Source organism: Polaribacter sp. HA6-7 (assembly GCF_055693625.1).
The window spans coordinates 654,863-677,160 of the sequence record NZ_CM146338.1 but is presented as its reverse complement, the minus strand read 5'-3'; the positions used below and the strand labels follow the sequence as shown (position 1 = coordinate 677,160).

The following is a 22,298-nucleotide window of genomic DNA, read 5'->3' as shown; positions in this document are numbered from 1 at the left end:
GTTTATTAACCGTTTTAATTCTTTTTTAAAAAATCTTGATTTTCTTCACTCATTGTAGAGGGCCAAGTAAATCCAGCTGGAGCATAAGGATTAGGGGATTCTAGATCAAATCTTTGATTTGAAAATGTTATAAAATCTAGAGATCCATTAACAGAAAAACAATCTGTATCTGAAGCAAATCCTTTACACTCCAAATAGTCTTCAATAATAAAGGTTTTTGTTGGAGATGCTTTAACGGCATTTAGAATGGCTACTTCTAATTCCGCCTTAGTATTTACTTTTGTAACACCCTTGCTTCCTGCAGAATCAACAGGTTTAACAATTACTGGGAGATTAAAATCAAATTCTTTAAGAGCTAAGTTAATATCTTTGTAGCTTTTAGAATTAGGTACATTGAAATTATTATCTCTTAAGAAATCTCTAAAAACACCTTTGTCTTGTAAAATTTTTATTGATTTGTATGGTCCAGCAGTTGGAAGTCCCATTTTATCACATACATAAGCTGCAGTAAGAACACCAGGATCAACAGCAAAAGACATAATGCCATCTATATTAAGCTTCCTAGCTAAAGAAAGTACCGAATCTTTATCTAGAATACTAATGTTATGATATTCATCAGAATACTTATGAGCTATATTATTAGGCAAGTAATCACAAGTAATAACATAATAACCTAAATTCTTTGCTTTTTCAATAACAGGAATTAAATATTTTAACCCTCCCAAGAGTAATAACTTTTTCTTATTCATTTACTTTATTTTTAGGTGTATATCAACTTTTTACATTTAAAGAATTTTAACTAAAGTAAAGACCTTGTAATTTTCTTTTTCAATTATAAAACCATGTTTAGTGTAAAATTTAACTGCTCTTGTATTTTCTTTAAATACTTCAAGTCTTATAGACTCTAGTTTTTTATTTATCGAATCGCTTAGACAAGCTAACATTAAATCATTAGATAAACCTTTTCCTATAAAGTTTTGTTCTAAACTAAAATTTGATATGAACCCTAAATTAGAATTATGATATATAGCTACCAAACCTATTAAATCTAAATCATAAAAAATTTCATACCTTATAGATTGCTCAAATAGTTTCATAGAGTATTCATCAATATTTATGTAACTACTTAAAACAGGTTTAAATAAGTGATTACACCTCTCTAAATGGCTACGAATATCTATATAATTCGATACATTTATTGAATGCTTTATAGAACTATTTTCATAATTTAAGTTGTTTTTTAGCTTCATTCAAATATTTATCTAATACTATTCGTTAAATAAACTTTTTAGAAGTGTAAAGTTTTCTTTACCTTTCTCTTTAACTAAAGGAATATTAACGTTTAAATTAGATTTAATTTCGTCCATATTTTCCCAAGCTTCGATAACCTTACTATAAACATCATTTAATATATCAGGCTGAGCTAAATACTTTAATTGACCCGCTGACTCTGTAAAACCACGTAATTTATGTGCCTTAGGTTCATGCCCATAATCTAAAACTACAGTTGGTACGCTTTGGCTCATTGCTCCAACAGCTGCATGAACTCTTCCACTAATAACCATATCAAACTGACCTAATATTGCTTTAGACTCCCATGCGTCATATACTTCTTCAAGCAAATATACGTTTCTTGCTTTTCCTCTTTTGTCTATCACTCTCTGAAGTTGTTGCATTATAGGGTAATCTCTTCCATGAATAAGTTTAAATTCAGCAGGAGGTAAAGGAAAACCGTTTGAATGTGACATTAAATAAATATCGGCATCAACTTCATTACTAAACTTTTCTATAACTTCTGCAAACACTTCATAATCGCTATCTGGGCGTGGCCATTTATCAAAAGGCCCTTCAGTAAAGTTCCAACCACAAATTAGAAAACCTATGCTTTTACGTTCGTTAGAAAGAATTTTATCAATTTTATCAAAACCTTTAATCTTATCAACTAATGCAGGTTCAAAACGAAAAGCTGGACACGTTAGGCTATGAGTATTTGAAGTATTAAAGCCGTAACTTTCTAATAACCCTTTACTAATACTCTCTCTATTCGTAACTATATCAAAATTCTCAAACACTTCTTTAGCAAATTGAAGGTTTTACCTTCGCTAAATGGTCCAGGAGAACCTGCTATCATTGCTGTTTTTTTTGCAAATATTTGAGCAACTCGATCCTTTACTAAACCTACATAAAATCTATCATCTCCCAAGAAGTCGGCATTATCCCCCCAAATATCTCCACTAAAATCAATAACCAAATCCATACTCTTAACTAATTCAATATAAGGGGTTGTTTCTGTTAATGAGTTAGATTTTAAATAATTTTCTGAGATTAAAAGTTCTTTTTTTGCCAAATCTAAATCGTTATCCCAAGCATAATAAAGTTCCATTGGCACACAATTAATATTTTCTCTTTCACAGAAACCCTCAGACATTTGAAAGGTTGTTTGTATGTATGAATTAGGAAACACCTCATGTAGTAATCTAAAAAAAGGTTCCATAATATAAAAATTTCCTATATTTCCAAATTCCATTCTTCCCCAATGTAATGTACATTGCCCAATTACTAATATTTTCATATTCTATTTATTTATTTATTTATTTTGTTCATTTAAAATTATTCTACATATCAATTTTACCTCTTCAATAGTTAAATCATAATAGAGGGCAAACATAATACTTTGCTAGCAATTTCATCTGTAACACCAAAAGCTTGTTTATCAATATAGGGTAGAGAACTTGCTAAAGAGGGATAAAAATACCTTCTTGTAAATACCTCATTAGACTGCAATCTCTTCATACATCTCAACATTAAGCTCTCAGAATGAAAAACTAAAGGATAATATGAATAATTTATTGTAGAATCCTTAAACCAATGAGGTCTTGTTGCTTCTACCTCTTTTAACTCTAAATTATACAATTCCGTTAATTCTTTTCTTTTACTATGAATTGTTTTAATATAGTTTAAATTCACTAATCCCATAGCTGCATGGTATTCTGAATTTTTTCCATTTATTCCTAATTCTGCAAAAGTTTCTTTTCCTGAAAAACCAAAATTTCTCATATAAATTAAGGATTTTAATAAAGTAGAATCTTTTGTAACTAATAAGCCACCTTCAATAGAATGGTATAATTTAGTCGCATGTAAACTACATGTGCTTATATCACCATATTCAAAAATAGATTTATCATTTACTTTCACACCAAAAGCATGTGCTCCATCATAAATAACCTTTAAATTATGCTTATTAGCTATTTTGTCAATTGCTAAAACATCACACGGATTACCATATACATGAGTTGCCAAAATAGCAGAAGTCTTTTCAGTTATTGCAGATTCAATTTTTGTTACATCAATATTTAATGACTTCTTATCTATATCAACAAAAACGGGTTTACATCCCTCCCATACAATACTACTTGTTGTAGCTACAAATGAAAAAGGAGTTGTAATTATTTCTCCCTGTAAACCTAAAGCTTTGATTGCCATCTGTAAAGCTACTGTACCATTTGTAACAAATAACAAATGATTCACAGATAAATAATCTTTCAACTTTATTTCTAATTCGCTGGCCAAAGGCCCCATATTAGTTAACCACTGACGTTTCCAAATACCATCTAAATAATGTTGATATTCTTCTTGTGGTGGTAAAAAAGGTTTTGTTATAGGTATCATAAGTTTCTGTTTTTTAAAAGCGGTATTGCTTGGTGTAGTGGACTTGTTTTTACCAAATAGTTTATTCCTATATATACAATAATCCCAACTAAAGAAGCTAATATTATTTGCACTATGTTTAATACGTTAGGTAATAAAGTAGTTGTTTTATACATTAAAAAAGCAACAAAAATTGCAATAATTAAGGTTATACTTAAATCTTTGATTTGTTTAAAAACAGGATAATCTATTAATTTACTTGAATAAAACATATTAATACCAAGACCAGTAAAAGAAGTAAAAACACTAGACCATACTAATCCCATAATACCAAACTGGAAAGCAAAAAAAACAGTAACTGTAATGACTATTTTTTTTATAATTTCTAATTTCAGAAATAAATCACTTCTTCCATAAACCTGGAGTATATTTAAATTAAATGCATGTATAGGGTAAAGCATCATGGCTAAAGTTAAAATCTGAAAAAAAGAACTGCAGGTAGCCACTCATCCCCTAATAAAATCAAAAAAAGAGGTTTTGCTATCGCTGCTAATCCTAGCATTAATGGTGCAATTATAAAAAAGAAACTCGTATTAATTTACGATAAATAGTTTCTAAACGTTTTGGATCTTCTTGAATTTGAGATAGCATTGGATAAGTTACTTTACTTATAACACCAGTTAATGTAGCTGAAGGGTATTCACTAAACTGTTTAGATCTTTCATAAAATCCAAGCGTTTGTGCAGAAAAATATTTCCCTATTAAAATGTTATAAATGTTCTTAAAAATAGTATCCAAAAGTCCTGAAAGCACTAATTTATAACCAAATTTAAAATGAAAATTAAATTTTGATTTAGAAAAAACAAACTTAGGCTTCCAATCTGAAAAAAACCATAATAAAACGCTTCTTATTAGTTCTGTACTAAGATACATCCAAACAACACTCCATACTCCAAATTCATTATACCCTAAATAAAGTCCTAACGCAACTCCTATTATAGTACTTGGGAAATTTATTTTGGTTATTTTTTTAAACTCCATTCTTTTTGTTAAAATAGCAAGTTGAACGGCTGAAAATGCAATGATTAAAAAAGTAAACAATAAATTTTAATGATATTAATTAAAATTTCATGTCCAAAAAAATCTGCAATAAACGGGGCTGCAAGAAATACAATAGTATAAACCAATATACTCATAACAATGTTTACAATAAAAACTGTAGAAAAATCTGACTGATCCGGTTCTTTTGAACGAATCAAAGAGTTAGTCATTCCACTATCCGTAAGTGATCTTCCTATAGCTACAAAAACAGCAATCATTCCAATAAGTCCAAAATCTTCGGCCCAATCCATCTTGCTAATAAAATCATAGCAATGAACATAATTCCCTTAACTAAAAAGGTATCCATAAATGTCCATAAAACTCGAGAAAACGTTTGCTTTTTTAAAGTCACTTATTTTGTGATTTTTTTTAGATACTCATAATATTCCCCTTTAAGATTTTGTATTTCTTTTGCAATCTTTTCTTTGGAAATCCATCTATAATTAATTGCTATTTCTTCCAAGCATGCTATTTTTAATCCTGTTCTTTTTTCAACAGCCTTTACAAATTCAGTTGCTTCAGTTAAAGCTTCATGCGTCCCTGTATCTAACCAAGCAAAACCTCTACTTAAAATTTGAAGTTTTAAATTATCTTCATTAAGATAAAATTGATTTAAAGTAGTAATCTCTAGTTCTCCTCGTTCAGACGGTTTTACATTTTTAGCAATTTCAACAACCGAATTCGGGTATAGATACAAACCTACAACTGCGTAATTAGACTTTGGTTCTTTGGGTTTTTCTTCAATACTAATTACATTTTTTTTAGCATCAAATTCAGCAACACCATACCTTTCTGGATCGTTTACATAATTACCAAAAACAACAGCCTTATTCTCTTTTTTTACAGTTTGAACTGCTTCAATTAATAATTTTTGTAAACCAGCGCCATAAAAAATATTGTCTCCCAACACGAGGCAAACATCATCGTTAGCTATAAACTTCTCACCGAGAATAAAAGCTTGAGCTAAACCATCTGGACTAGGTTGCTCTTTATAGCTAAGTTTAATACCTAAATGTGACCCGTCTCCTAATAGTTTTTTAAAGTTTGGTAAGTCATGCGGTGTTGAAATTATTAAAATCTCTTTTATTCCTGCCAACATCAATACTGACAAAGGATAATATATCATAGGCTTATCATATATTGGCAGTAACTGCTTACTAACCCCTATTGTCAATGGATGTAAACGAGTACCCGAACCTCCTGCTAAAATAATACCTTTCATATATTTTGTTTTTTGTAATAATTCAAATAATCACCGTTCATTATATTCTGCATCCATTCTTCATTATCCAAATACCAATCAATAGTTTTTGAAAGTCCCTCCTCAAAAGTTACACTAGGACTCCAACCTAATTCTTTATTTATCTTACTAGCGTCTATAGCATATCTTAAATCATGACCAGGTCTATCTTTTACATAAGTAATTAATTTTTCACTTTGTCCCTCTTTTCGGTTGAGTTTTTCATCAATCTGTTCACACAATAACCTAATCAGATCTATATTCTGCCATTCATTAAAACCTCCAATATTATAGGTTTCTCCTAGTTTAGCTTTGTGAAAAATTATATCTATAGCGATTGCGTGGTCTACAACGTATAACCAATCTCTTGTATATTTACCATCACCATATACTGGCAATGATTTATTATTTAATATATTATTTATAAATAGAGGGATTAATTTCTCTCGGAAACTGATTTGCTCCATAGTTATTAGAGCAATTTGAAATCACATATGGCAAACCAAATGTTTCTCCATAAGCTCTCACAAAATGATCGGAACTTGCTTTTGAGGCTGAGTAAGGTGAATTGGGGTCATATGCTGTAGTTTCTGTAAACAGGCCTGTTTCCCCAAGAGTTCCATAAACTTCATCCGTGCTTACATGGTAAAATAATTTACCTCCCCATTTATTTTGCCATAAACTCTTAAAAGAATTTAATAGCACCATAGTTCCTAAAATATTTGTTTTAGCAAAAGCTAAAGGATCTGAGATAGACCTATCTACATGTGATTCTGCCGCTAAATGAATTACAGAATCGAATTTGTATTTTTTAAACAAACTATCCACAAACTCTTCATCCGTTATATCTCCTTTTATAAAAGTATAATTTACAGCATCATCTACATCAGATAAATTTTCCAAATTTCCAGCATATGTTAATTTATCCAAGTTAAAAATATGGTATTGCGAATATTTGTTAACCAACAACCTAACAACATGAGAGCCTATAAAACCTGCACCTCCTGTAATTAATATCTTTTTCATTTTTTCTGTTTATTTATTAATTATCAAATAAAGAATTGTGTTTAAAAAATATAATTTACTCTACCTGCTTTAAAATCTCATGACCTGCTTTTAACAAATCAACATCCTTTTTCATTAATGCAACGTCTCCTTGCATCATATCTTTTACTAACGAAGCCAAATCGTGTTACGGCACCCAACCTAATTTTTCTTTGGCTTTTGTAGGGTCTCCTAATAATAAATCTACTTCTGTAGGTCTAAAATAAGTAGGGTCAATAGATAAAACTTCTTTGCCTATTTCTACTTGAAAATCTTTATGATTACAAGCTGTAACAAAAGCTTTTTCTTCTACACCTTCTCCTTTAAATTCTAACTCAATACCTACTTCACTAAAGGCCATTCTTACAAAATCACGAACAGTTGTAGTAACACCAGTTGCAATTACCCAATCTTCTGGTTGATCTGCTTGTAAAATCATCCACATCATTCTTACGTAATCTTTTGCGTGTCCCCAATCACGTTTTGCTTCTAAGTTTCCTAAATACACTTTTTCTTGTAAGCCTAAAGCAATTTTAGCAACAGCACGTGTAATTTTTCTTGTCACAAAAGTTTCACCTCTTCTAGGAGATTCATGATTAAACAAAAGTCCGTTACAAGCAAAAATATTGTATGCTTCACGGTAATTTTTTGTAATCCAAAAACCATAAATTTTTGCAACACCATACGGTGAACGAGGATATAAAGGGGAGTTTTCGTCATAAAAACCTCTTTCATTTTTATTTTACTGGTAATCCACCAAAAAGTTCTGATGTTGAAGCCTGATATATTCTTGTTTTCTTTTCTAAACCAAGAATTCTTACAGCCTCTAAAATCCTTAAAGTACCAAGGCCATCAACATTACCAACATATTCTGGCATATCAAATGACACTTTTACATGCGACATTGCACCTAGATTATAAATTTCATCGGGTTGACATTCTTGTATAATTCTAGTTAAATTCATAGAATCAGTTAAATCACCGTAATGTAATTTTAACCTCTGATCAGGATCATGAGGATCTTGATATAAATGGTCTATTCTATCTGTATTAAAAAGTGAAGCTCTTCTTTTAATACCATGTACCATGTATCCTTTCTCTAATAATAGTTCTGCTAGATAAGATCCATCTTGACCTGTTATACCTGTAATTAACGCTACTTTCATATATTTAATTGGCTTCTAATTTAACCTCTTTTATATTTTCTATATTGTTTAAAAACCATTTATAGGTTTTCTCAATTCCTTCCTGTAGTTCTGTTGAGTATTCCCAACCGATATTTTTCATTTTTGAAACATCCATTAATTTTCTTGGTGTTCCATCTCGGTTTTTGGGAATCCCATACAATACCACCTTCATGACCTGTAACTTTTTGAATTGTTTCTGCCAATACTTTTATTGTAATGTCTTTACCAGAACCAACATTATACAAGTATTCGGCAACTTGTTCTCTAAAGCATATACTACTGCTTCTGCCATATCATCTACAAATAAAAATTCTCTCATTGGTGTTCCACTGCCCCATAACGTCACATCTGAATTCCCATTAATTTTAGCTTCATGAAACTTTCGTAACATTGCAGGTAAAACATGTGATGTTTTCAAATCAAAATTATCAAAATAGCCATATAGATTTGTCGGCATTAAGCTTACAAAATCTTTATTAAATTGTTTTCTGATTGCTTGACACGCTTTTACACCTGTTATTTTTGCTACTGCATACCATTCGTTAGTTGGTTCTAACGAGTCCGTCAGCAAATACTCCTCTTTAAGTGGCTGAGGAGCCAACTTCGGATAGATACAAGAACTTCCTAAAAAAATAAATTTATTGATACCGGATTTTAGTGCACTATCAATTAAATTATTTTGAATTTGCATATTTTCCATTAGAAATTGATAAGGAAAATCATTGTTTGCTAAAATTCCGCCAACTCTTGCAGCTGCATCGATTATAGCCTCTGGTTTTTCTGCCTCGAGAAACTTAAGAACCTCTGCTTGATTTTTTAAATCTAATTCTTTGCTAGTTTTACCTATCAAATTTGTGTAACCTTTTTTCTCTAAAGCTCTCCAAACAGCAGATCCTACCATTCCTCGATGACCAGCAATATAAATTTTTGTATGTTTATTCATTACAAACTATTTACCAATTTGAAAATATTCAAATCCGTTATCTTCTAAATTAAATGCATTATATTGATTTCTACCATCAAAAATAATTGGTAATTTCAATTGTGTTTTAATCTCTTCAAAATCAGGAGACCTAAACTCCTTCCACTCTGTTAACAAAATTAAAGCATCAGCACCTTGTAAAACTTCATATTTAGAATTACAATATTTTATATTTTTTGCATCTTTTAAGTAAAACTCTTTAGACTCTTCGATTGCTTTTGGATCGTAAGCGTTTACTTTTGCTCCTCTTTTTCTAATTCTTTAACGATATAAATAGCCGGAGCTTCTCTCATATCATCAGTTCCTGGCTTAAAAGCTAATCCCCATAAACCAAAAGTAAATCCTGTTAAGTCTTCTCCAAAACGTTTTACTATTTTATTAGCAATTACTAATTTTTGAGCATCATTAACGTTCTCAACAGATTCAATCAAGTTTGCTTTATAACCATTTTCTTCGGCAATCTTCTTAAGAGCTTTAACATCCTTAGGAAAACAAGATCCTCCATAACCAGCACCAGGATATATAAAACTATACCCAATTCTTTTATCTGAACCAATACCAATTCTTACTTTGTTAGCATCTGCACCAACTCTTTCACAAATATTCGCAATCTCATTCATAAATGAAATTTTTGTTGCTAACATTGTGTTTGCAGCATATTTTGTCATTTCCGCAGAACGAATATCCATAGTGATAAAGCGATCGTGAGTCCTAAAAAAGGTGAATACAATTGCTTCATTTTATCAAAAGCATAATCGGAATCTGCACCAATCACCACTCTATCGGGTTTCATAAAATCATTAATAGCCGCTCCTTCTTTTAAAAACTCTGGATTTGATACGACATGAAACTCAACACTTTCTCCTCGTTTATCTAATTCAGATTGAATTGTTGCTTTCACTTTATCTGCTGTACCAATAGGAACTGTAGATTTATCAACAACAATTAATCTTTTACTCATTGTTTCTCCAATAGATTTAGCAACCGCTAAAACGTATTGCAAATCTGCAGAACCATCATCACCCATTGGCGTACCAACAGCAATAAACACAATTTCGGCATCGCTAATTGCTTCACCTAATTGCGTTGTAAAAAACAAATTATTATTTTTTACATTTTTTAAAACCATTTGCTCCAAACCTGGTTCAAAAATAGGAATAATCCCTTGTTCTAATTTATGTATTTTATTTTGATCAATATCAACACAAGTCACCTTGTTCCCCATTTCTGCAAAACAAGTCCCAGAGACTAAACCCACATAACCAGAGCCTATAACAGCTATATTCATAAACTACTTGTCCTTAACTTTTAAATTTTCTTTTTCTTGCACCTCTTTACGCAATCCGCTACTAGAAAAACGGTGCTCTCTTTTATTGAAATATAGTTCTATACCTTTTTCTTCGCAATATTGTCTACCTGTAAACATCTTACTTGCATACTCATCACCAATAATACGAACATCAATTTTAAATGATCTTAAAATATCTTCTAAATCTTGTTCTGTTGCATAAGGAACAATCTCATCTACATATTTACATCCTTTCAACTGAATATACCTTTCTACTACAGATTGTACTGGTCTATTTTTTTCTGGTCGATCCAAAGTTGGATCAGTTTGCAAACCACAAATTAGATAATCACACTCTCGCTTTGCGTCTTCTAACATCTTAACATGACCTGCATGAAACAAATCAAAAGCACTAAAAGTTATCCCTATTTTCATTTCCTTATTTTTTATTTAACAACCAAGAAGATGATTGTATTTTATCTCCTAAACCATCAATTAAATCAATACCTAATTCTTTGCAAGTCGGTACCTCTGGAATAGAGTTATTATTTTGATCTCCACCATTTGCAAAACCTAATTGATATTCGTCTCCGTAAGTATCATGAAGATGTTTAATTGAAGCACACACCGTTCTATCTTTATCTATAGATATAAATGCTTTATCAACAGCTTTTATATTCTGAACTATGAATAACCGTTCTTCTTCCTTTTGAAATTCTTTAGAACCTTTTAACACTCTTTGTAAATCGCTGTTAACAATTACAAATAATTCGTCTGCTAAATTTTTAGCGTTATTAAAATACTCTAAATGTCCTTTATGAATCGGGTTAAAGTAACCAGATACGATGATTGCTTTTTTCTTCATATTTAAATTTTAATGCAAATATAGATTAATTATTTACTTTACAAAGGGGTGTTTTTCACCTGTTTGTAATATAGCTTTATTTCTGATATCATGAACGATTTCTATAGAGTTTTTTACCTCATCCAACCCAAAACCTTCATTTAATAAAATCTTTTGATAACTTTTGGTATGCAATTCTGTAAAACCCTTACTAAACTCTAGCTCTTCATTATCAATAGTTATAGATCTATATGTTCGTTGTAATTTCTCTTTAACCTCTTTTGGCAAATCATTTTCGTCGATAGATAAAAACCAACGCACTCTTGCATTTTCAAACTCTAAAAAACCGGCAGCTTTATTTTTTTCTCTTAAATGAACAACATTATTTTGAACTTTTCCAAAAATCCAAGACAACATATCATAAAAATGAACACCTATATTAGTTGCTATTCCGCCCGATTTAGCCTCATCACCTTTCCACGAAATATCATACCATTTACCTCTCGAAGTAATATATGTTAAATCAATATCGTACTTCCCTTTTTTATTTGCTAAATCTACTTTATTTTTCAATTGAATAATAGATTCATGCAATCTTAACTGAAGAATGGTATTTATTTTACCTTGAGACTCTTTTTCAATTGCCGCTAAAGCATCAATATTCCAAGGATTTAATACAATTGGCTTTTCGCAAATAGCGTCTGCACCTCTTCTTAACGCCATTCTTATGTGAGAATCATGTAAATAATTAGGAGTACAAATACTTACGTAATCTAAATTTGTATTTTGATTTCTCTTTAACTTCTCTATATGCCTGTCAAATCTCTCGAATTCAACAAAAAAATCTGCATTCGGAAAAAAGCTATCCATTACACCAACAGAATCAAATTTATCTAAAGCAGCAACTAAATTATTATTAGTATCCTTTATCGCTTTTAAATGTCTTGGTGCAATGTAACCTGCGGCACCTATTAATGCAAAGTTTTTCATTCTTATAATGATTTATCTACTACTTTTGAATCGAAAAAATTCTTAACATCGTATACTACAGCTTTCTCATTTTTTAAAGAATTTAAATTCATCGTTTTATATTCTTCATGAGAAACCGTCAACACAATGGCATCAAACTTTTTATTTGGTAACGTAGTTTGAGACTCTAAATTGTATTCTTTTTTAACTTGAGCAGGATCTGCACATGGATCGAAAATTGTAACATTTGTTCCAAAATCAACCAACTCATTTACAACATCAACTGCTTTTGTATTTCTAACATCAGGACAATTTTCTTTAAAAGTAATACCCAACACCAATACAGCTGCATCTTTAACCTCTACACCTTCTTTTATCATTAGTTTCGCAACTTCAGAAGCAACATATTTCCCCATACTATCATTCACTCTTCTACCAGAAAGAATAATTTCTGGATGATACCCAAACTCTTGGGCTTTTTGCGCTAAGTAATATGGATCAACACCAATACAATGTCCGCCAACCAAACCTGGTTTAAATGGTAAAAAATTCCATTTTGTACCAGCAGCGGCTAAAACATCTTGTGTATTAATATCCATTAAATTAAAAATTTTCGCCAACTCATTTACAAAAGCAATATTAATATCTCTTTGAGAGTTTTCGATAACTTTTGCAGCTTCTGCAACCTTAATTGATGATGCCAAATGGGTTCCTGCCGTAATTACAGAATTGTATAATTTATCAACTTTAATACCGGTTTCTTTATTAGAGCCCGATGTTACTTTTAATATTTTATCGACAGTATGTTTTTTATCTCCTGGATTTATTCTTTCCGGCGAATAACCTGCAAAAAAATCTTTATTAAATTCTAAACCGGAAATATTTTCTAAAACTGGAATACAATCTTCTTCAGTTGCACCAGGATACACAGTTGATTCATATATAACGATATCATCTTTCTTAAGAACATTTCCAATAAGTTCACTTGCTTTTATTAAAGGAGTTAAAACAGGTCTGTTATTTTTATCTACGGGAGTTGGAACTGTAACTATATAGTAATTACTATCTTTAATATCTTCTTTAGACGTTGTGAAAAACAATCCTTTTTCGTGATTATTATCATCAACTAAAACCTCTTTTAAAACATCTTCTTCTATTTCTAAAGTAGAATCGACACCTGTCTTTAAATCAGCAACTCTATTTTCGTTGATATCAAAACCAACTACAGCATATTTTGTAGCAAAAAGTCTAGCCAATGGCAAACCAACATACCCTAAACCGATTATTGTAATTTTAATTTTACTCATTTATAAATTTTCTGCGTACCATTTTATAGATTCTTTTAACCCTTCTTTTAAAGAATATTTAGGATTGTAATTTAAAAATTCTTTGGCTTTCTTGATTTCTGCATGAGAATGCGGAATATCTCCTAACCTATTAGGACCATGAATTACATCAATATTTTTTATTTCTGAATTATATTCTGATAAGTACTCTTTTAAATAACTAACTAAATCATTTAATGAATTTCGATCTCCGAAAGCTGCATTGTAAACAGTATTTATAGCGTTTTTATTGGCAACTAAACTCAATAAATTAATCTGAATTATATTATCAATATACGTAAAGTCTCTAGAATGCAAACCATCTCCGTTAATAGTTGGCGATTCTAATTTAAGTAACTGATTAATAAATTTAGGAATAACAGCCGCATAAGCACCATTAGCATCTTGTCTTTTTCCGAAGACATTAAAATACCTTAAACCAATGGTTTCTATCCCGTATGTTTTGCTAAAAACATCTGCATAAAGCTCATTGACATATTTAGTAATTGCATAAGGCGATAAAGGTTTTCCTATTACAGATTCTACTTTTGGCAATGAATCTGAGTCACCATAAGTTGATGAACTTGCAGCATAAACAAACCTTTTTACTTTATTTTCTTTAGCCGCCACTAACATATTTAAAAACCCACCAACATTAACCTCGTTTGAAGTAACTGGATCTTTAATAGACCTAGGCACAGAACCTAATGCTGCTTGATGCAATACAAAATCTACATTGAAACTTGCTTTTAAACAAGTTTCAATATTTCTTATATCACCTTCAATTAAAGTAAAGTTAGGATTCTCTAAAAAAGACAGAATATTTTCACTTTTTCCTGTTGAAAAATTATCTAAGCAAACTACAGCATTTTCTTTAGCCAGTAATACTTCACACAAATTAGAACCTATAAATCCGGCTCCTCCTGTAACAAGTATTTTTTTCCTGATAAATCTATATCCATTGTGCTCTTTTTACCTTTTCTCAAGAAAACAAATGTAATAAAAAAGAACCACTTGTGAGATTTTAGATTTATTTAAACTAAAAAATCCCTCACAAATTGTGAAGGATTTTACTTGGTGGGCAATGAGGGATTCGAACCCCCGACCCCCTCGGTGTAAACGAGGTGCTCTGAACCAACTGAGCTAATTGCCCTAAGCGGATGCAAATATATAATGTTTTTTTAATCTAGAGAAATTTTTTCTTAAAAATAAATAATTATTTTAATCAAACAATTTCAATAAAAAAATCCTACTATTTCTAGTAGGATTTACTTGGTGGGCAATGAGGGATTCGAACCCCCGACCCCCTCGGTGTAAACGAGGTGCTCTGAACCAACTGAGCTAATTGCCCTAAGCGGATGCAAATATAAGATAGATTTTAAACCTACCAAATAAAAAACAAACTTTCTTTAAATTATTTCAGCAACTACAAAAGTACTTCCTCCTACATAAACTATATCATCTTGATTAGCAACACTTATAGCTTTATCAAACGCCTTTTTGACCGAGAGAAAAGTTTTTCCGAATAACTTAAATTCTTTTGCTTTTTCTTCTAGAATAGCCGCAGGCAATCCTCTTGGAATATCCGGTTTACAGAAATAATAATTAGCATCTTTAGGAAACAAAGGTAAAACCTCATCTAACTTTTTATCAGAAACAACGCCTAAAACAATATGTAAATTTACAAATCTCCGGTTTTTTAACTGATTTAAAACTATACTTAATCCCTCTTTATTATGAGCGGTATCACAAATAACTTTAGGAGAATTTTGCAAAATCTGCCACCTTCCTTTTAAACTTGTATTTTTTACTACGTTTAATAATCCTTTTTTGATATTCTCTTCTGTTACCTTGAAACCTTCTAGTTTTTTAATTGCTCTAACTGCAGTTTTAACATTTTTCTTCTGATAATCCCCTAACAAATCGGTTTTAAATATCTCTTCGAAACCTGATGCAAACTCAATTAAAGCACTTTCTCTTAAGGCTTTGTTTATAAAAACCTGTTTAACCTCTTCTTGCTCTTCACCAATTACAACCGGAACTCCTTTTTTTATAATTCCGGATTTTTCGAAAGCAATTTCGGTAAAGTTTCTCCTAAAAACTGTGTATGGTCTAATCCAATATTCGTAATTACAGAAACTTCGGTGTAATTATATTTGTAGAATCTAATCTACCACCCAAACCAACTTCAATAATTGCTATATCAACTTTTTCTGTTGAAAAATATTCAAAAGCCAAACCCACAGTCATTTCAAAAAAAGAAAGTTGTTGTTTTTCTAGAAAGGCTTTATTCTTATTAATAAAAGAGGTAACGTTTTGTTCGGAATTTCTTCTCCGTTAATTTTAATTCGTTCTGTAAAATTTTTTAAGTGGGGCGACGTATACAGGCCAACCTTATATCCAGCTTCTTGTAAAATTGACGCCAACATATGGCTTGTAGAACCTTTTCCGTTAGTACCTCCAACATGAATTGTTTTAATTTTTTCTCTCGGAAAATTTAGCTTTTCTGATAATGCTAAAATATTGGTTAAGTCTTTTTTAAACGCTGTTTTACCTTGCTTTTGATACATCGGTAATTGCGAAAACATCCAATCTAAAGTTTCTTTGTAGGTCATTTTAATGAAATAATACTTTTATAAAAAAGTAACTTTTTTAAGGCAAATGTAAGTGATTATTTAGATAAAGAGAATTTATAAATAATTGTACCTGTTTGAACTGCTGGCGCATCACTATCAGGGTTCCATGTTGTTTTAAGAGCGGCTGCTTCTGCAGGTTTCGCTAAACAAGGCTTACTGTTTGTTGTTCCTTTTTCACCAGCTTTAGCGTAAATTACTTTACCATTTTTATTTACTCTAATCTTAACAACCACGATACCCTCTTCGTTACAATCTGGTTGATTGATTGGTTTAGACAATGCTTTTCTACCTGCAAGATTGTAGTTTCCGCCGGAACCAACACCTTTATTACCATAGTATTTAGAGGATTTATCATCACCTCCTTCATTCCCTTTAACACCTTCAACCTTATCATCACCTTCTCCTTTAGGTTCTCCGGACATATCATTACCATTTAACAACTTGTTTAACGCATCTTGATTTTCTTTTGATGGTTTTGGTTTAGGCTTTTTCTTTTCAACAACTTTTTTCACTTCTTCTTTAGCAGGTTGTTTTTTTAGTTCTTTCACTTTTTCAACAACTGGCACTTCCTTGGTTGTTTCTTGTGTGATTACTTCTTCTTTTACAATTTCTTTAATTTTTTCTTCTACCTCTTCAACAACCTCTTCTTTCTCAATTGTTTTAGGTGCTATTTTTTTTGATTTAACAACTGGCTCTCCGTTTCCTACATTAGAATCTCCAAAATTAATAGCAAGACCATATTCTTCTGGCGGATCTAAATACTGCATTCCATAATTATAAATTCCGAAGATTAATAAAATCAGAATTGTTGCTGTAATTAGTGCTGATTTACGTTTATGTCCTGTATCTAAAATTGCCATTTATTTACCTTTAACAGCTAAAATCATTTTTAATTTATTCTTATTCGCAATATCAATTACTTTCATCACATTTTTATAAGGAACATCTTGATCACCTCTTATAACAATCGTTTTCTTTTTATCCGTGCCAACTTCTTTTAAAATTTCACTTTCTAAATCCGAAGAAGTGACTTTAGATTTATTAATATAAAATAATGAATTATTGGTAATTGTAACAGCAACTGATTTACTATTTTCTGTTTTACCACCTGCTTTTGGTAAAATAACATCTATAGCACTAACTGTTACTAGCGTAGAAGTTAGCATAAAAAATATCAGTAATAAAAAACAATATCTGTCATTGAAGACATATTGAAAGACGGATCTACTTTATTTCTACCTCTTAAATTCATACTAAACAGGTTCGTTTAATAAATCTAAAAACTCTACAGATTTAGCTTCCATTTGATATACTACTTTATCTGTTCTTACTACTAAATGATTGTAAGTTATATACGCAATAATACCTACAATTAAACCAGCCACAGTTGTAGTCATTGCGGTATAAAGTCCATCAGAAAGCATTTTTATATCTATTTGTCCGCCAGCATTTGCAATTTCATGAATAGCTACAATCATACCTATTACGGTTCCTAAAAAACCAATCATTGGTGCAGCACCCGCAATAGTTGCAAGCACACTCACATTTTTTTCTAGTTGATACACTTCTAACTTACCTGCGGTTTCTATTGCTGTATTAATATCTTCTAAAGGCTTTCCTATTCTAGTAATTCCTTTTTTAATTAATCTTGCAGTTGGTGTATTTTTACTATCACACAAAGACTTAGCAGCGTCTAACTTACCGTTTGACACATAATCTTTAATCTGATCCATAAAATTCTTATCTACTTTAGAAGCTGCCTTTATAGCAAAAAACCTTTCAAAATAAATGTACAATCCTACAGCTAATAAAATAAATAGGATTGCTATTATTATTTGACCTCCAATACCTCCATCCATAATTAAATTATAGATAGAAAGTGTTTTTTCTTCGGAAACTGTTTCTTCTAACAATTCTTTATTTTCTTGAAAAAATGTTACCATTTTGTTTTCTTTTAAAGTTCTTAAGTACTAACGAGTTTTCTCTTGTAAAATTGCTTTTAAACAAAAAGCTTTTTATGAGATATAAAAAATGCCATTTTGTAAATAACAAAATGGCATTTGATAAATATTTTGCTATTGATTATACAAACATTCTTAATACTACAAATGATATAGATCCTATTAAAAAACCTATAAAAGCTAACCAAGATATTTTTTTGATATACCGAAAAAATCAATTTTTTCCATTCCCATTGCAACAACACCTGCAGCAGAACCAATGATTAACATACTTCCTCCTGTACCAGCAGAAAATGCAATAAAGTGCCATAATGGATCATCTAAACCTTCAGAAAACATTCCTAAACTTGCTGCTACTAATGGTACATTATCAATAATTGCAGAACCAATTCCTAATAAAATTACAACTAAATCAGAAACTCCTGTTCCGCTTAACTCTGTTCCTATTAACGGAATCCCTTGTTTTAAACTGTCTGCGAAATTAAATAAAATACCTAAAGATTCTAACGCTGCAACAGCCATTAAAATACCTAAGAAAAATAAAATACTTGGCATTTCAATTTTTGACAACGAATGATGAACCGGACTGTGATGCGCTCCACTTTCATGCTCTTCTGCTTGTTCTCCTTCTACTGTAGAAATAGAGAATTTAGAGTTACTATAAATCTCTGCAAAAGTTGCTACAATTGCTAAAGAAAGCATCATACCTACATAAGGAGGTAAATGTGTAACTGTTTTAAATACTGGTACAAATAAAATTGCACCTAAACCTAAATATAGCATTCTTGCACTATGTCTACTTTTTGGCTGCTCAACTTCGTTTTCATCAAAATCAATTTCACCTTTAAAAGCTGGTAAAAATGTAGCTATAAATGTTGGTACAACCATACATAATAAAGACGGTATAAATAAGTATGTAAATAACATACCTGTACTTACTTTATCACCAATCCAAAGCATTGTTGTTGTAACGTCTCCAATCGGAGAAAAAGCTCCACCAGCATTTGCAGCAATAATAATTAAACCTGCAAACCAAATTCTATCTTCTCTTGTTTTAACAATTTTTTGAAGTATCGATATTAATACAATCGTTGCAGTTAAGTTATCTATAATTGCTGATAAAATAAATGCTAACACTGCAAACATCCAAAGTAATTTTTTCTTACTCTTAAAGTTAACATATCCTTTAATTGTAGAAAAACCATCAAAATAATCGATAATCTCTACAATTGTCATAGCACCCAATAAGAAAACTAAGATTTCTGCAGTTTTACCTAAGTGATGTAATAATGTTTCTTCTACTAAATGTAACTTATCATCATGCGCCATAGATGCAAAACCATCTACCAAACCATGATTTGCAGAATCAAACCAATTAGAAAAATTATCTACACCTAAGGCAACCAAAGCCCAACATACCGCCATCATAATTAAGGCTGGTATCAATTTATCTAATTTTAAATTATGTTCTAAAGTAATGGCTAGATACCCCATTACAAACACTATAATAATTACTGATTCCATATTCTCTTATTTAATTTATATCAATTGTTTTAACGCTATTTCAAATGCTGTTGAACATATTTTTGTTTTAGACGCACTCTTTTTAAATGTTTTTTGCAATGCTTTTTTAATAACTTCTGATGTATCATCAAAAATAGCTTTGTCTTGCATTGGTAATGGCACTTTAGACTCCATTAAATAAGCAAAAACTCTTGCAATACCACAATTAGAGATAAAGTCCGGCAACAAACTTAAATGATTATCTGTGTATTCCATTATTGGACCGAAGAAAATTTCTTTATCTGCAAACGGAACATTTGCACCCGGAGAAATTACTTCTAAACCAGTATCTATCATTTGCTGAACTTGATCTTTAGAAACCAATCTTGAAGCAGCTGCAGGAATAAAAATTTCTGCTGGTAAACTCCAAATTTTACTGTTAATTTCATCAAATGGTATCATGTTTTCTGAAACCAGTTTATTTCCATCCTTAGATAAAAACAAATCTGTCATTTCATCCATAGTAAAACCATTCTCGTTAATTAAACCACCATCTCTATCTATAATTCCTACTACTTTGGCTCCTAATTGAGTTAAATAATAAGCTGCAGCAGAACCTACGTTTCCGAAACCTTGCACGATAGCTCTTTTACCCTCGATGTTGCCACCGTAAATATTATAGTAATGCTTTACTGCTTCTGCAACACCATAACCAGTTAACATATCTGCAACTGTATATTTTCTTGATAAATCTGGAGAAAAATATTTGTTTTCTATAACTTTAATTACACCTAAACGTAATTGACCAATTCTATTAATTTTATCTGCTTCGGTAGGTTTAAAATGACCATTAAAAATACCTTCTTGCGGATGCCAAACTCCACAATCTTCTGTAATCGGAATTACATCTTTATCTGCATCTACATTTAAGTCTCCACCAGTACCATAATAATGTTTAAGTAAAGGTGTTACTGCTTTGTACCATCTTTCTAAAACTTCTCTTTTTCTAGGATCGTTCGGATCGAAATTAATTCCAGATTTTGCACCACCAATTGCTGGTCCGAGATACAGTAAATTTAACCTCCATAGTTTTAGCTAAAGACAATACTTCGTTTTTATCTAAACCTTTTCGCATTCAGTACCTCCGCCGGCTGCACCTCCTCTTAGAGAGTTAATTACAGTCCATCCTTCTGCATCTGTTTCTTGATCTTTCCAGTGAAAAACTATTTCGGCTGCTTGTTTTCGTATTTTTTTAATAATTCTTTCATTTTATTTTGTATTGAGTTTCAACTTATTTTCTAAATTTTCATGCATTTTTACCGACATATTTTACCTAGAGAAGCTAAAGTTGATTCATTTTTAAAATTTTTTATTGAATTATTATATCATTTTACAGACTTCTACAAACTTAATCTAAAAAAAACAATTGTTAAAACTTTTTAAATCAAAAACTAAGGTAAAAAAACAACCCCAGCATGAATGATTTTGACTAGCACCAGTAACACTTTTTAAGCAATTTACCTGATTATCAATTTTTAACACACCTAAGAAAGCAAAAATTAAAGCTTCTTTATAGTTAATTAAGTTATTAGAAGCTTTAACAATTTTAACATTAGTGTAACATTTAATTCTATCTATTAAGAAAACATTAAACACACCGCCACCTGTTATTAGAACCGATTTAGAATCTTCTAAAACACTCGATATTTGCATTGCTACATGCTCTACAAAAGTTCTTAAAACATTTGGCACATCTTTTTCTAAACTATCAATTAATGGCAATATTTGTTGTTGCACCCATTCTAAACCCAAAGATTTAGGCGGATTTTTCTGATAAAACTCTAATTGATTTAACTTTTCTAATAGTACTTTATTAATCGTTCCTTTAGATGCAATTTCTCCGGATGCATCATATTCTAACCCTAACTTATTGGCATATAAATTTAAAACAATATTTACCGGGCAAATATCAAAAGCGATTCTACTACCTTTATTATGATACGAAACATTAGAAAATCCACCAAGGTTAAGACAATAATCAATATTAGAAAACAACAACTCGTCTCCTATTGGCACTAACGGCGCACCTTGACCGCCTAATTTAACATCTTGTGTTCTAAAATCGCAAACAACTTTTTGCTTAGTTAGTTTAGCAATTTCATTTCCATAACCTATTTGTAATGTAATTCCTTTATCTGGTTCGTGTAAAATTGTGTGACCATGCGATGCTACAAATGCTAGTTCTTCAATTTTATAATTAAAAACGAAATTATTTATTAACGACGCCAAATACTTACCATAAGATATGTCTAACTTTTTTAACTCATCCGAAGAAAAATGAATAGCGTTTTGCAATTGTTGTTTCCATTCTATAGAATACGGAATGGTTTCGGCTTGTAAAATTTCAAAAAACGAATAGTCATTTCTCTTAAATTTCACATAAACAATATCTACGCCATCCAAAGATGTACCGGACATTAAACCCAAGGCAAAAAAGTAATTATTATTCATATTTGTAAAATTAACAAATGTCTATTGAAAATATGTTACGAAATCGATATCTTTGAAGT

At 30.8% G+C, this 22,298-nt stretch carries 14 protein-coding genes, 2 tRNA genes and 10 pseudogenes; all 26 read right to left on the bottom strand.

Annotated features, from left to right (window positions below; all coding sequences use genetic code 11):
* Window positions 1-14 precede the first annotated feature (14 nt).
* The 26 genes and pseudogenes from ACZ1HD_RS03785 to ACZ1HD_RS03660 all read right to left on the bottom strand — a co-directional run bounded on the left by ACZ1HD_RS03785 (window position 15) and on the right by ACZ1HD_RS03660 (window position 22,239).
* A complete protein-coding gene (locus tag ACZ1HD_RS03785; RefSeq protein ID WP_472688672.1) occupies window positions 15-749 on the bottom strand; it encodes an ATP-grasp domain-containing protein in 735 nt (244 codons plus the stop codon).
* 36 nt (window positions 750-785) lie between these two features.
* Window positions 786-1,250: a GNAT family N-acetyltransferase gene (locus tag ACZ1HD_RS03780; protein WP_472688671.1), complete on the bottom strand. Its 465-nt coding sequence runs from the start codon at window positions 1,248-1,250 to the stop codon at window positions 786-788.
* Between the two features lie 18 nt (window positions 1,251-1,268).
* A complete protein-coding gene (locus ACZ1HD_RS03775) occupies window positions 1,269-2,072 on the bottom strand; it encodes a polysaccharide pyruvyl transferase family protein (protein ID WP_472688670.1) in 804 nt (267 codons plus the stop codon).
* Window positions 2,051-2,572, bottom strand: a complete 522-nt coding sequence (locus ACZ1HD_RS03770) for a hypothetical protein (protein ID WP_472688669.1) — start codon at window positions 2,570-2,572, stop codon at window positions 2,051-2,053. The genes ACZ1HD_RS03775 and ACZ1HD_RS03770 overlap by 22 nt, the downstream gene beginning before the upstream one ends.
* Before the next feature lie 15 nt (window positions 2,573-2,587).
* Window positions 2,588-3,669 (bottom strand): annotated as a pseudogene (locus ACZ1HD_RS03765) (DegT/DnrJ/EryC1/StrS family aminotransferase).
* The gene (locus ACZ1HD_RS03760; RefSeq protein ID WP_472688668.1) at window positions 3,666-3,974 is read right to left on the bottom strand and encodes a hypothetical protein; all 309 of its coding nucleotides are present in this window, start codon (window positions 3,972-3,974) and stop codon (window positions 3,666-3,668) included. The pseudogene ACZ1HD_RS03765 and the gene ACZ1HD_RS03760 overlap by 4 nt, the downstream one beginning before the upstream one ends.
* Window positions 3,975-4,221: 247 nt before the next feature.
* Window positions 4,222-4,967, bottom strand: a pseudogene (locus ACZ1HD_RS03755) (lipopolysaccharide biosynthesis protein).
* Window positions 4,968-5,101: 134 nt separating this feature from the next.
* Complete coding sequence (rfbA, locus tag ACZ1HD_RS03750) at window positions 5,102-5,971, bottom strand: glucose-1-phosphate thymidylyltransferase RfbA (RefSeq protein ID WP_472688667.1); 870 nt, start codon at window positions 5,969-5,971, stop codon at window positions 5,102-5,104.
* Window positions 5,968-7,015: pseudogene (gene rfbB / locus ACZ1HD_RS03745) on the bottom strand (dTDP-glucose 4,6-dehydratase). The gene rfbA and the pseudogene rfbB overlap by 4 nt, the downstream one beginning before the upstream one ends.
* A 55-nt stretch (window positions 7,016-7,070) precedes the next feature.
* Window positions 7,071-8,199 (bottom strand): annotated as a pseudogene (gene gmd, locus ACZ1HD_RS03740) (GDP-mannose 4,6-dehydratase).
* Window positions 8,200-8,203: 4 nt separating this feature from the next.
* Window positions 8,204-9,163: pseudogene (locus ACZ1HD_RS03735) on the bottom strand (GDP-L-fucose synthase family protein).
* 6 nt (window positions 9,164-9,169) lie between these two features.
* Window positions 9,170-10,490 (bottom strand): annotated as a pseudogene (locus ACZ1HD_RS03730) (UDP-glucose dehydrogenase family protein).
* A gap of 3 nt (window positions 10,491-10,493) precedes the next feature.
* Window positions 10,494-10,925, bottom strand: coding sequence for an adenylyltransferase/cytidyltransferase family protein (locus tag ACZ1HD_RS03725; protein ID WP_079738240.1), 432 nt, complete (start codon window positions 10,923-10,925; stop codon window positions 10,494-10,496).
* A 4-nt stretch (window positions 10,926-10,929) separates the two neighbouring features.
* Complete coding sequence (locus ACZ1HD_RS03720) at window positions 10,930-11,355, bottom strand: adenylyltransferase/cytidyltransferase family protein (protein ID WP_472688666.1); 426 nt, start codon at window positions 11,353-11,355, stop codon at window positions 10,930-10,932.
* Window positions 11,356-11,388: 33 nt separating this feature from the next.
* Window positions 11,389-12,324 carry a Gfo/Idh/MocA family protein gene (locus ACZ1HD_RS03715; protein ID WP_472688665.1) on the bottom strand — a complete coding sequence of 312 codons (936 nt, stop codon included), beginning with the start codon at window positions 12,322-12,324 and terminating at the stop codon, window positions 11,389-11,391.
* Between the two features lie 2 nt (window positions 12,325-12,326).
* Window positions 12,327-13,610: a nucleotide sugar dehydrogenase gene (locus ACZ1HD_RS03710; RefSeq protein ID WP_472688664.1), complete on the bottom strand. Its 1,284-nt coding sequence runs from the start codon at window positions 13,608-13,610 to the stop codon at window positions 12,327-12,329.
* The gene (locus ACZ1HD_RS03705; RefSeq protein WP_472688663.1) at window positions 13,611-14,525 is read right to left on the bottom strand and encodes an NAD-dependent epimerase/dehydratase family protein; all 915 of its coding nucleotides are present in this window, start codon (window positions 14,523-14,525) and stop codon (window positions 13,611-13,613) included.
* A gap of 178 nt (window positions 14,526-14,703) precedes the next feature.
* A tRNA-Val gene (locus ACZ1HD_RS03700) sits at window positions 14,704-14,781 on the bottom strand.
* Between the two features lie 120 nt (window positions 14,782-14,901).
* Window positions 14,902-14,979 (bottom strand) — tRNA-Val (locus ACZ1HD_RS03695).
* 58 nt (window positions 14,980-15,037) lie between these two features.
* Window positions 15,038-16,243 (bottom strand): annotated as a pseudogene (locus ACZ1HD_RS03690) (bifunctional folylpolyglutamate synthase/dihydrofolate synthase).
* A gap of 56 nt (window positions 16,244-16,299) precedes the next feature.
* Window positions 16,300-17,124: an energy transducer TonB gene (locus ACZ1HD_RS03685; RefSeq protein WP_472688662.1), complete on the bottom strand. Its 825-nt coding sequence runs from the start codon at window positions 17,122-17,124 to the stop codon at window positions 16,300-16,302.
* Window positions 17,125-17,516, bottom strand: a pseudogene (locus ACZ1HD_RS03680) (ExbD/TolR family protein). It lies immediately after the preceding gene.
* Between the two features lies 1 nt (window position 17,517).
* On the bottom strand, window positions 17,518-18,207 hold the full coding sequence (locus ACZ1HD_RS03675) for a MotA/TolQ/ExbB proton channel family protein (RefSeq protein WP_079738232.1): 690 nt from the start codon (window positions 18,205-18,207) through the stop codon (window positions 17,518-17,520).
* A gap of 139 nt (window positions 18,208-18,346) precedes the next feature.
* Window positions 18,347-19,749, bottom strand: a pseudogene (gene nhaD, locus ACZ1HD_RS03670) (sodium:proton antiporter NhaD).
* Between the two features lie 15 nt (window positions 19,750-19,764).
* Window positions 19,765-20,996 (bottom strand): annotated as a pseudogene (locus ACZ1HD_RS03665) (Glu/Leu/Phe/Val dehydrogenase dimerization domain-containing protein).
* 145 nt (window positions 20,997-21,141) lie between these two features.
* Window positions 21,142-22,239 carry an anhydro-N-acetylmuramic acid kinase gene (locus tag ACZ1HD_RS03660; protein WP_472688661.1) on the bottom strand — a complete coding sequence of 366 codons (1,098 nt, stop codon included), beginning with the start codon at window positions 22,237-22,239 and terminating at the stop codon, window positions 21,142-21,144.
* Between the last annotated feature and the right edge of the window lie 59 nt (window positions 22,240-22,298).

Excerpts from the sequence above, each read along its gene's own strand:
- ACZ1HD_RS03675 (WP_079738232.1), bottom strand. The coding sequence starts at position 18,207 with ATGGTAACATTTTTTCAAGAAAATAAAGAATTGTTAGAAGAAACAGTT.
- ACZ1HD_RS03760 (WP_472688668.1), bottom strand. The coding sequence starts at position 3,974 with ATGGGATTAGTATGGTCTAGTGTTTTTACTTCTTTTACTGGTCTTGGT.
- ACZ1HD_RS03780 (WP_472688671.1), bottom strand. The coding sequence starts at position 1,250 with ATGAAGCTAAAAAACAACTTAAATTATGAAAATAGTTCTATAAAGCAT.
- ACZ1HD_RS03685 (WP_472688662.1), bottom strand. The coding sequence starts at position 17,124 with ATGGCAATTTTAGATACAGGACATAAACGTAAATCAGCACTAATTACA.
- ACZ1HD_RS03720 (WP_472688666.1), bottom strand. The coding sequence starts at position 11,355 with ATGAAGAAAAAAGCAATCATCGTATCTGGTTACTTTAACCCGATTCAT.
- ACZ1HD_RS03715 (WP_472688665.1), bottom strand. The coding sequence starts at position 12,324 with ATGAAAAACTTTGCATTAATAGGTGCCGCAGGTTACATTGCACCAAGA.
- rfbA (WP_472688667.1), bottom strand. The coding sequence starts at position 5,971 with ATGAAAGGTATTATTTTAGCAGGAGGTTCGGGTACTCGTTTACATCCA.
- ACZ1HD_RS03785 (WP_472688672.1), bottom strand. The coding sequence starts at position 749 with ATGAATAAGAAAAAGTTATTACTCTTGGGAGGGTTAAAATATTTAATT.
- ACZ1HD_RS03710 (WP_472688664.1), bottom strand. The coding sequence starts at position 13,610 with ATGAGTAAAATTAAAATTACAATAATCGGTTTAGGGTATGTTGGTTTG.
- ACZ1HD_RS03660 (WP_472688661.1), bottom strand. The coding sequence starts at position 22,239 with ATGAATAATAATTACTTTTTTGCCTTGGGTTTAATGTCCGGTACATCT.
- ACZ1HD_RS03725 (WP_079738240.1), bottom strand. The coding sequence starts at position 10,925 with ATGAAAATAGGGATAACTTTTAGTGCTTTTGATTTGTTTCATGCAGGT.
- ACZ1HD_RS03770 (WP_472688669.1), bottom strand. The coding sequence starts at position 2,572 with ATGAAAATATTAGTAATTGGGCAATGTACATTACATTGGGGAAGAATG.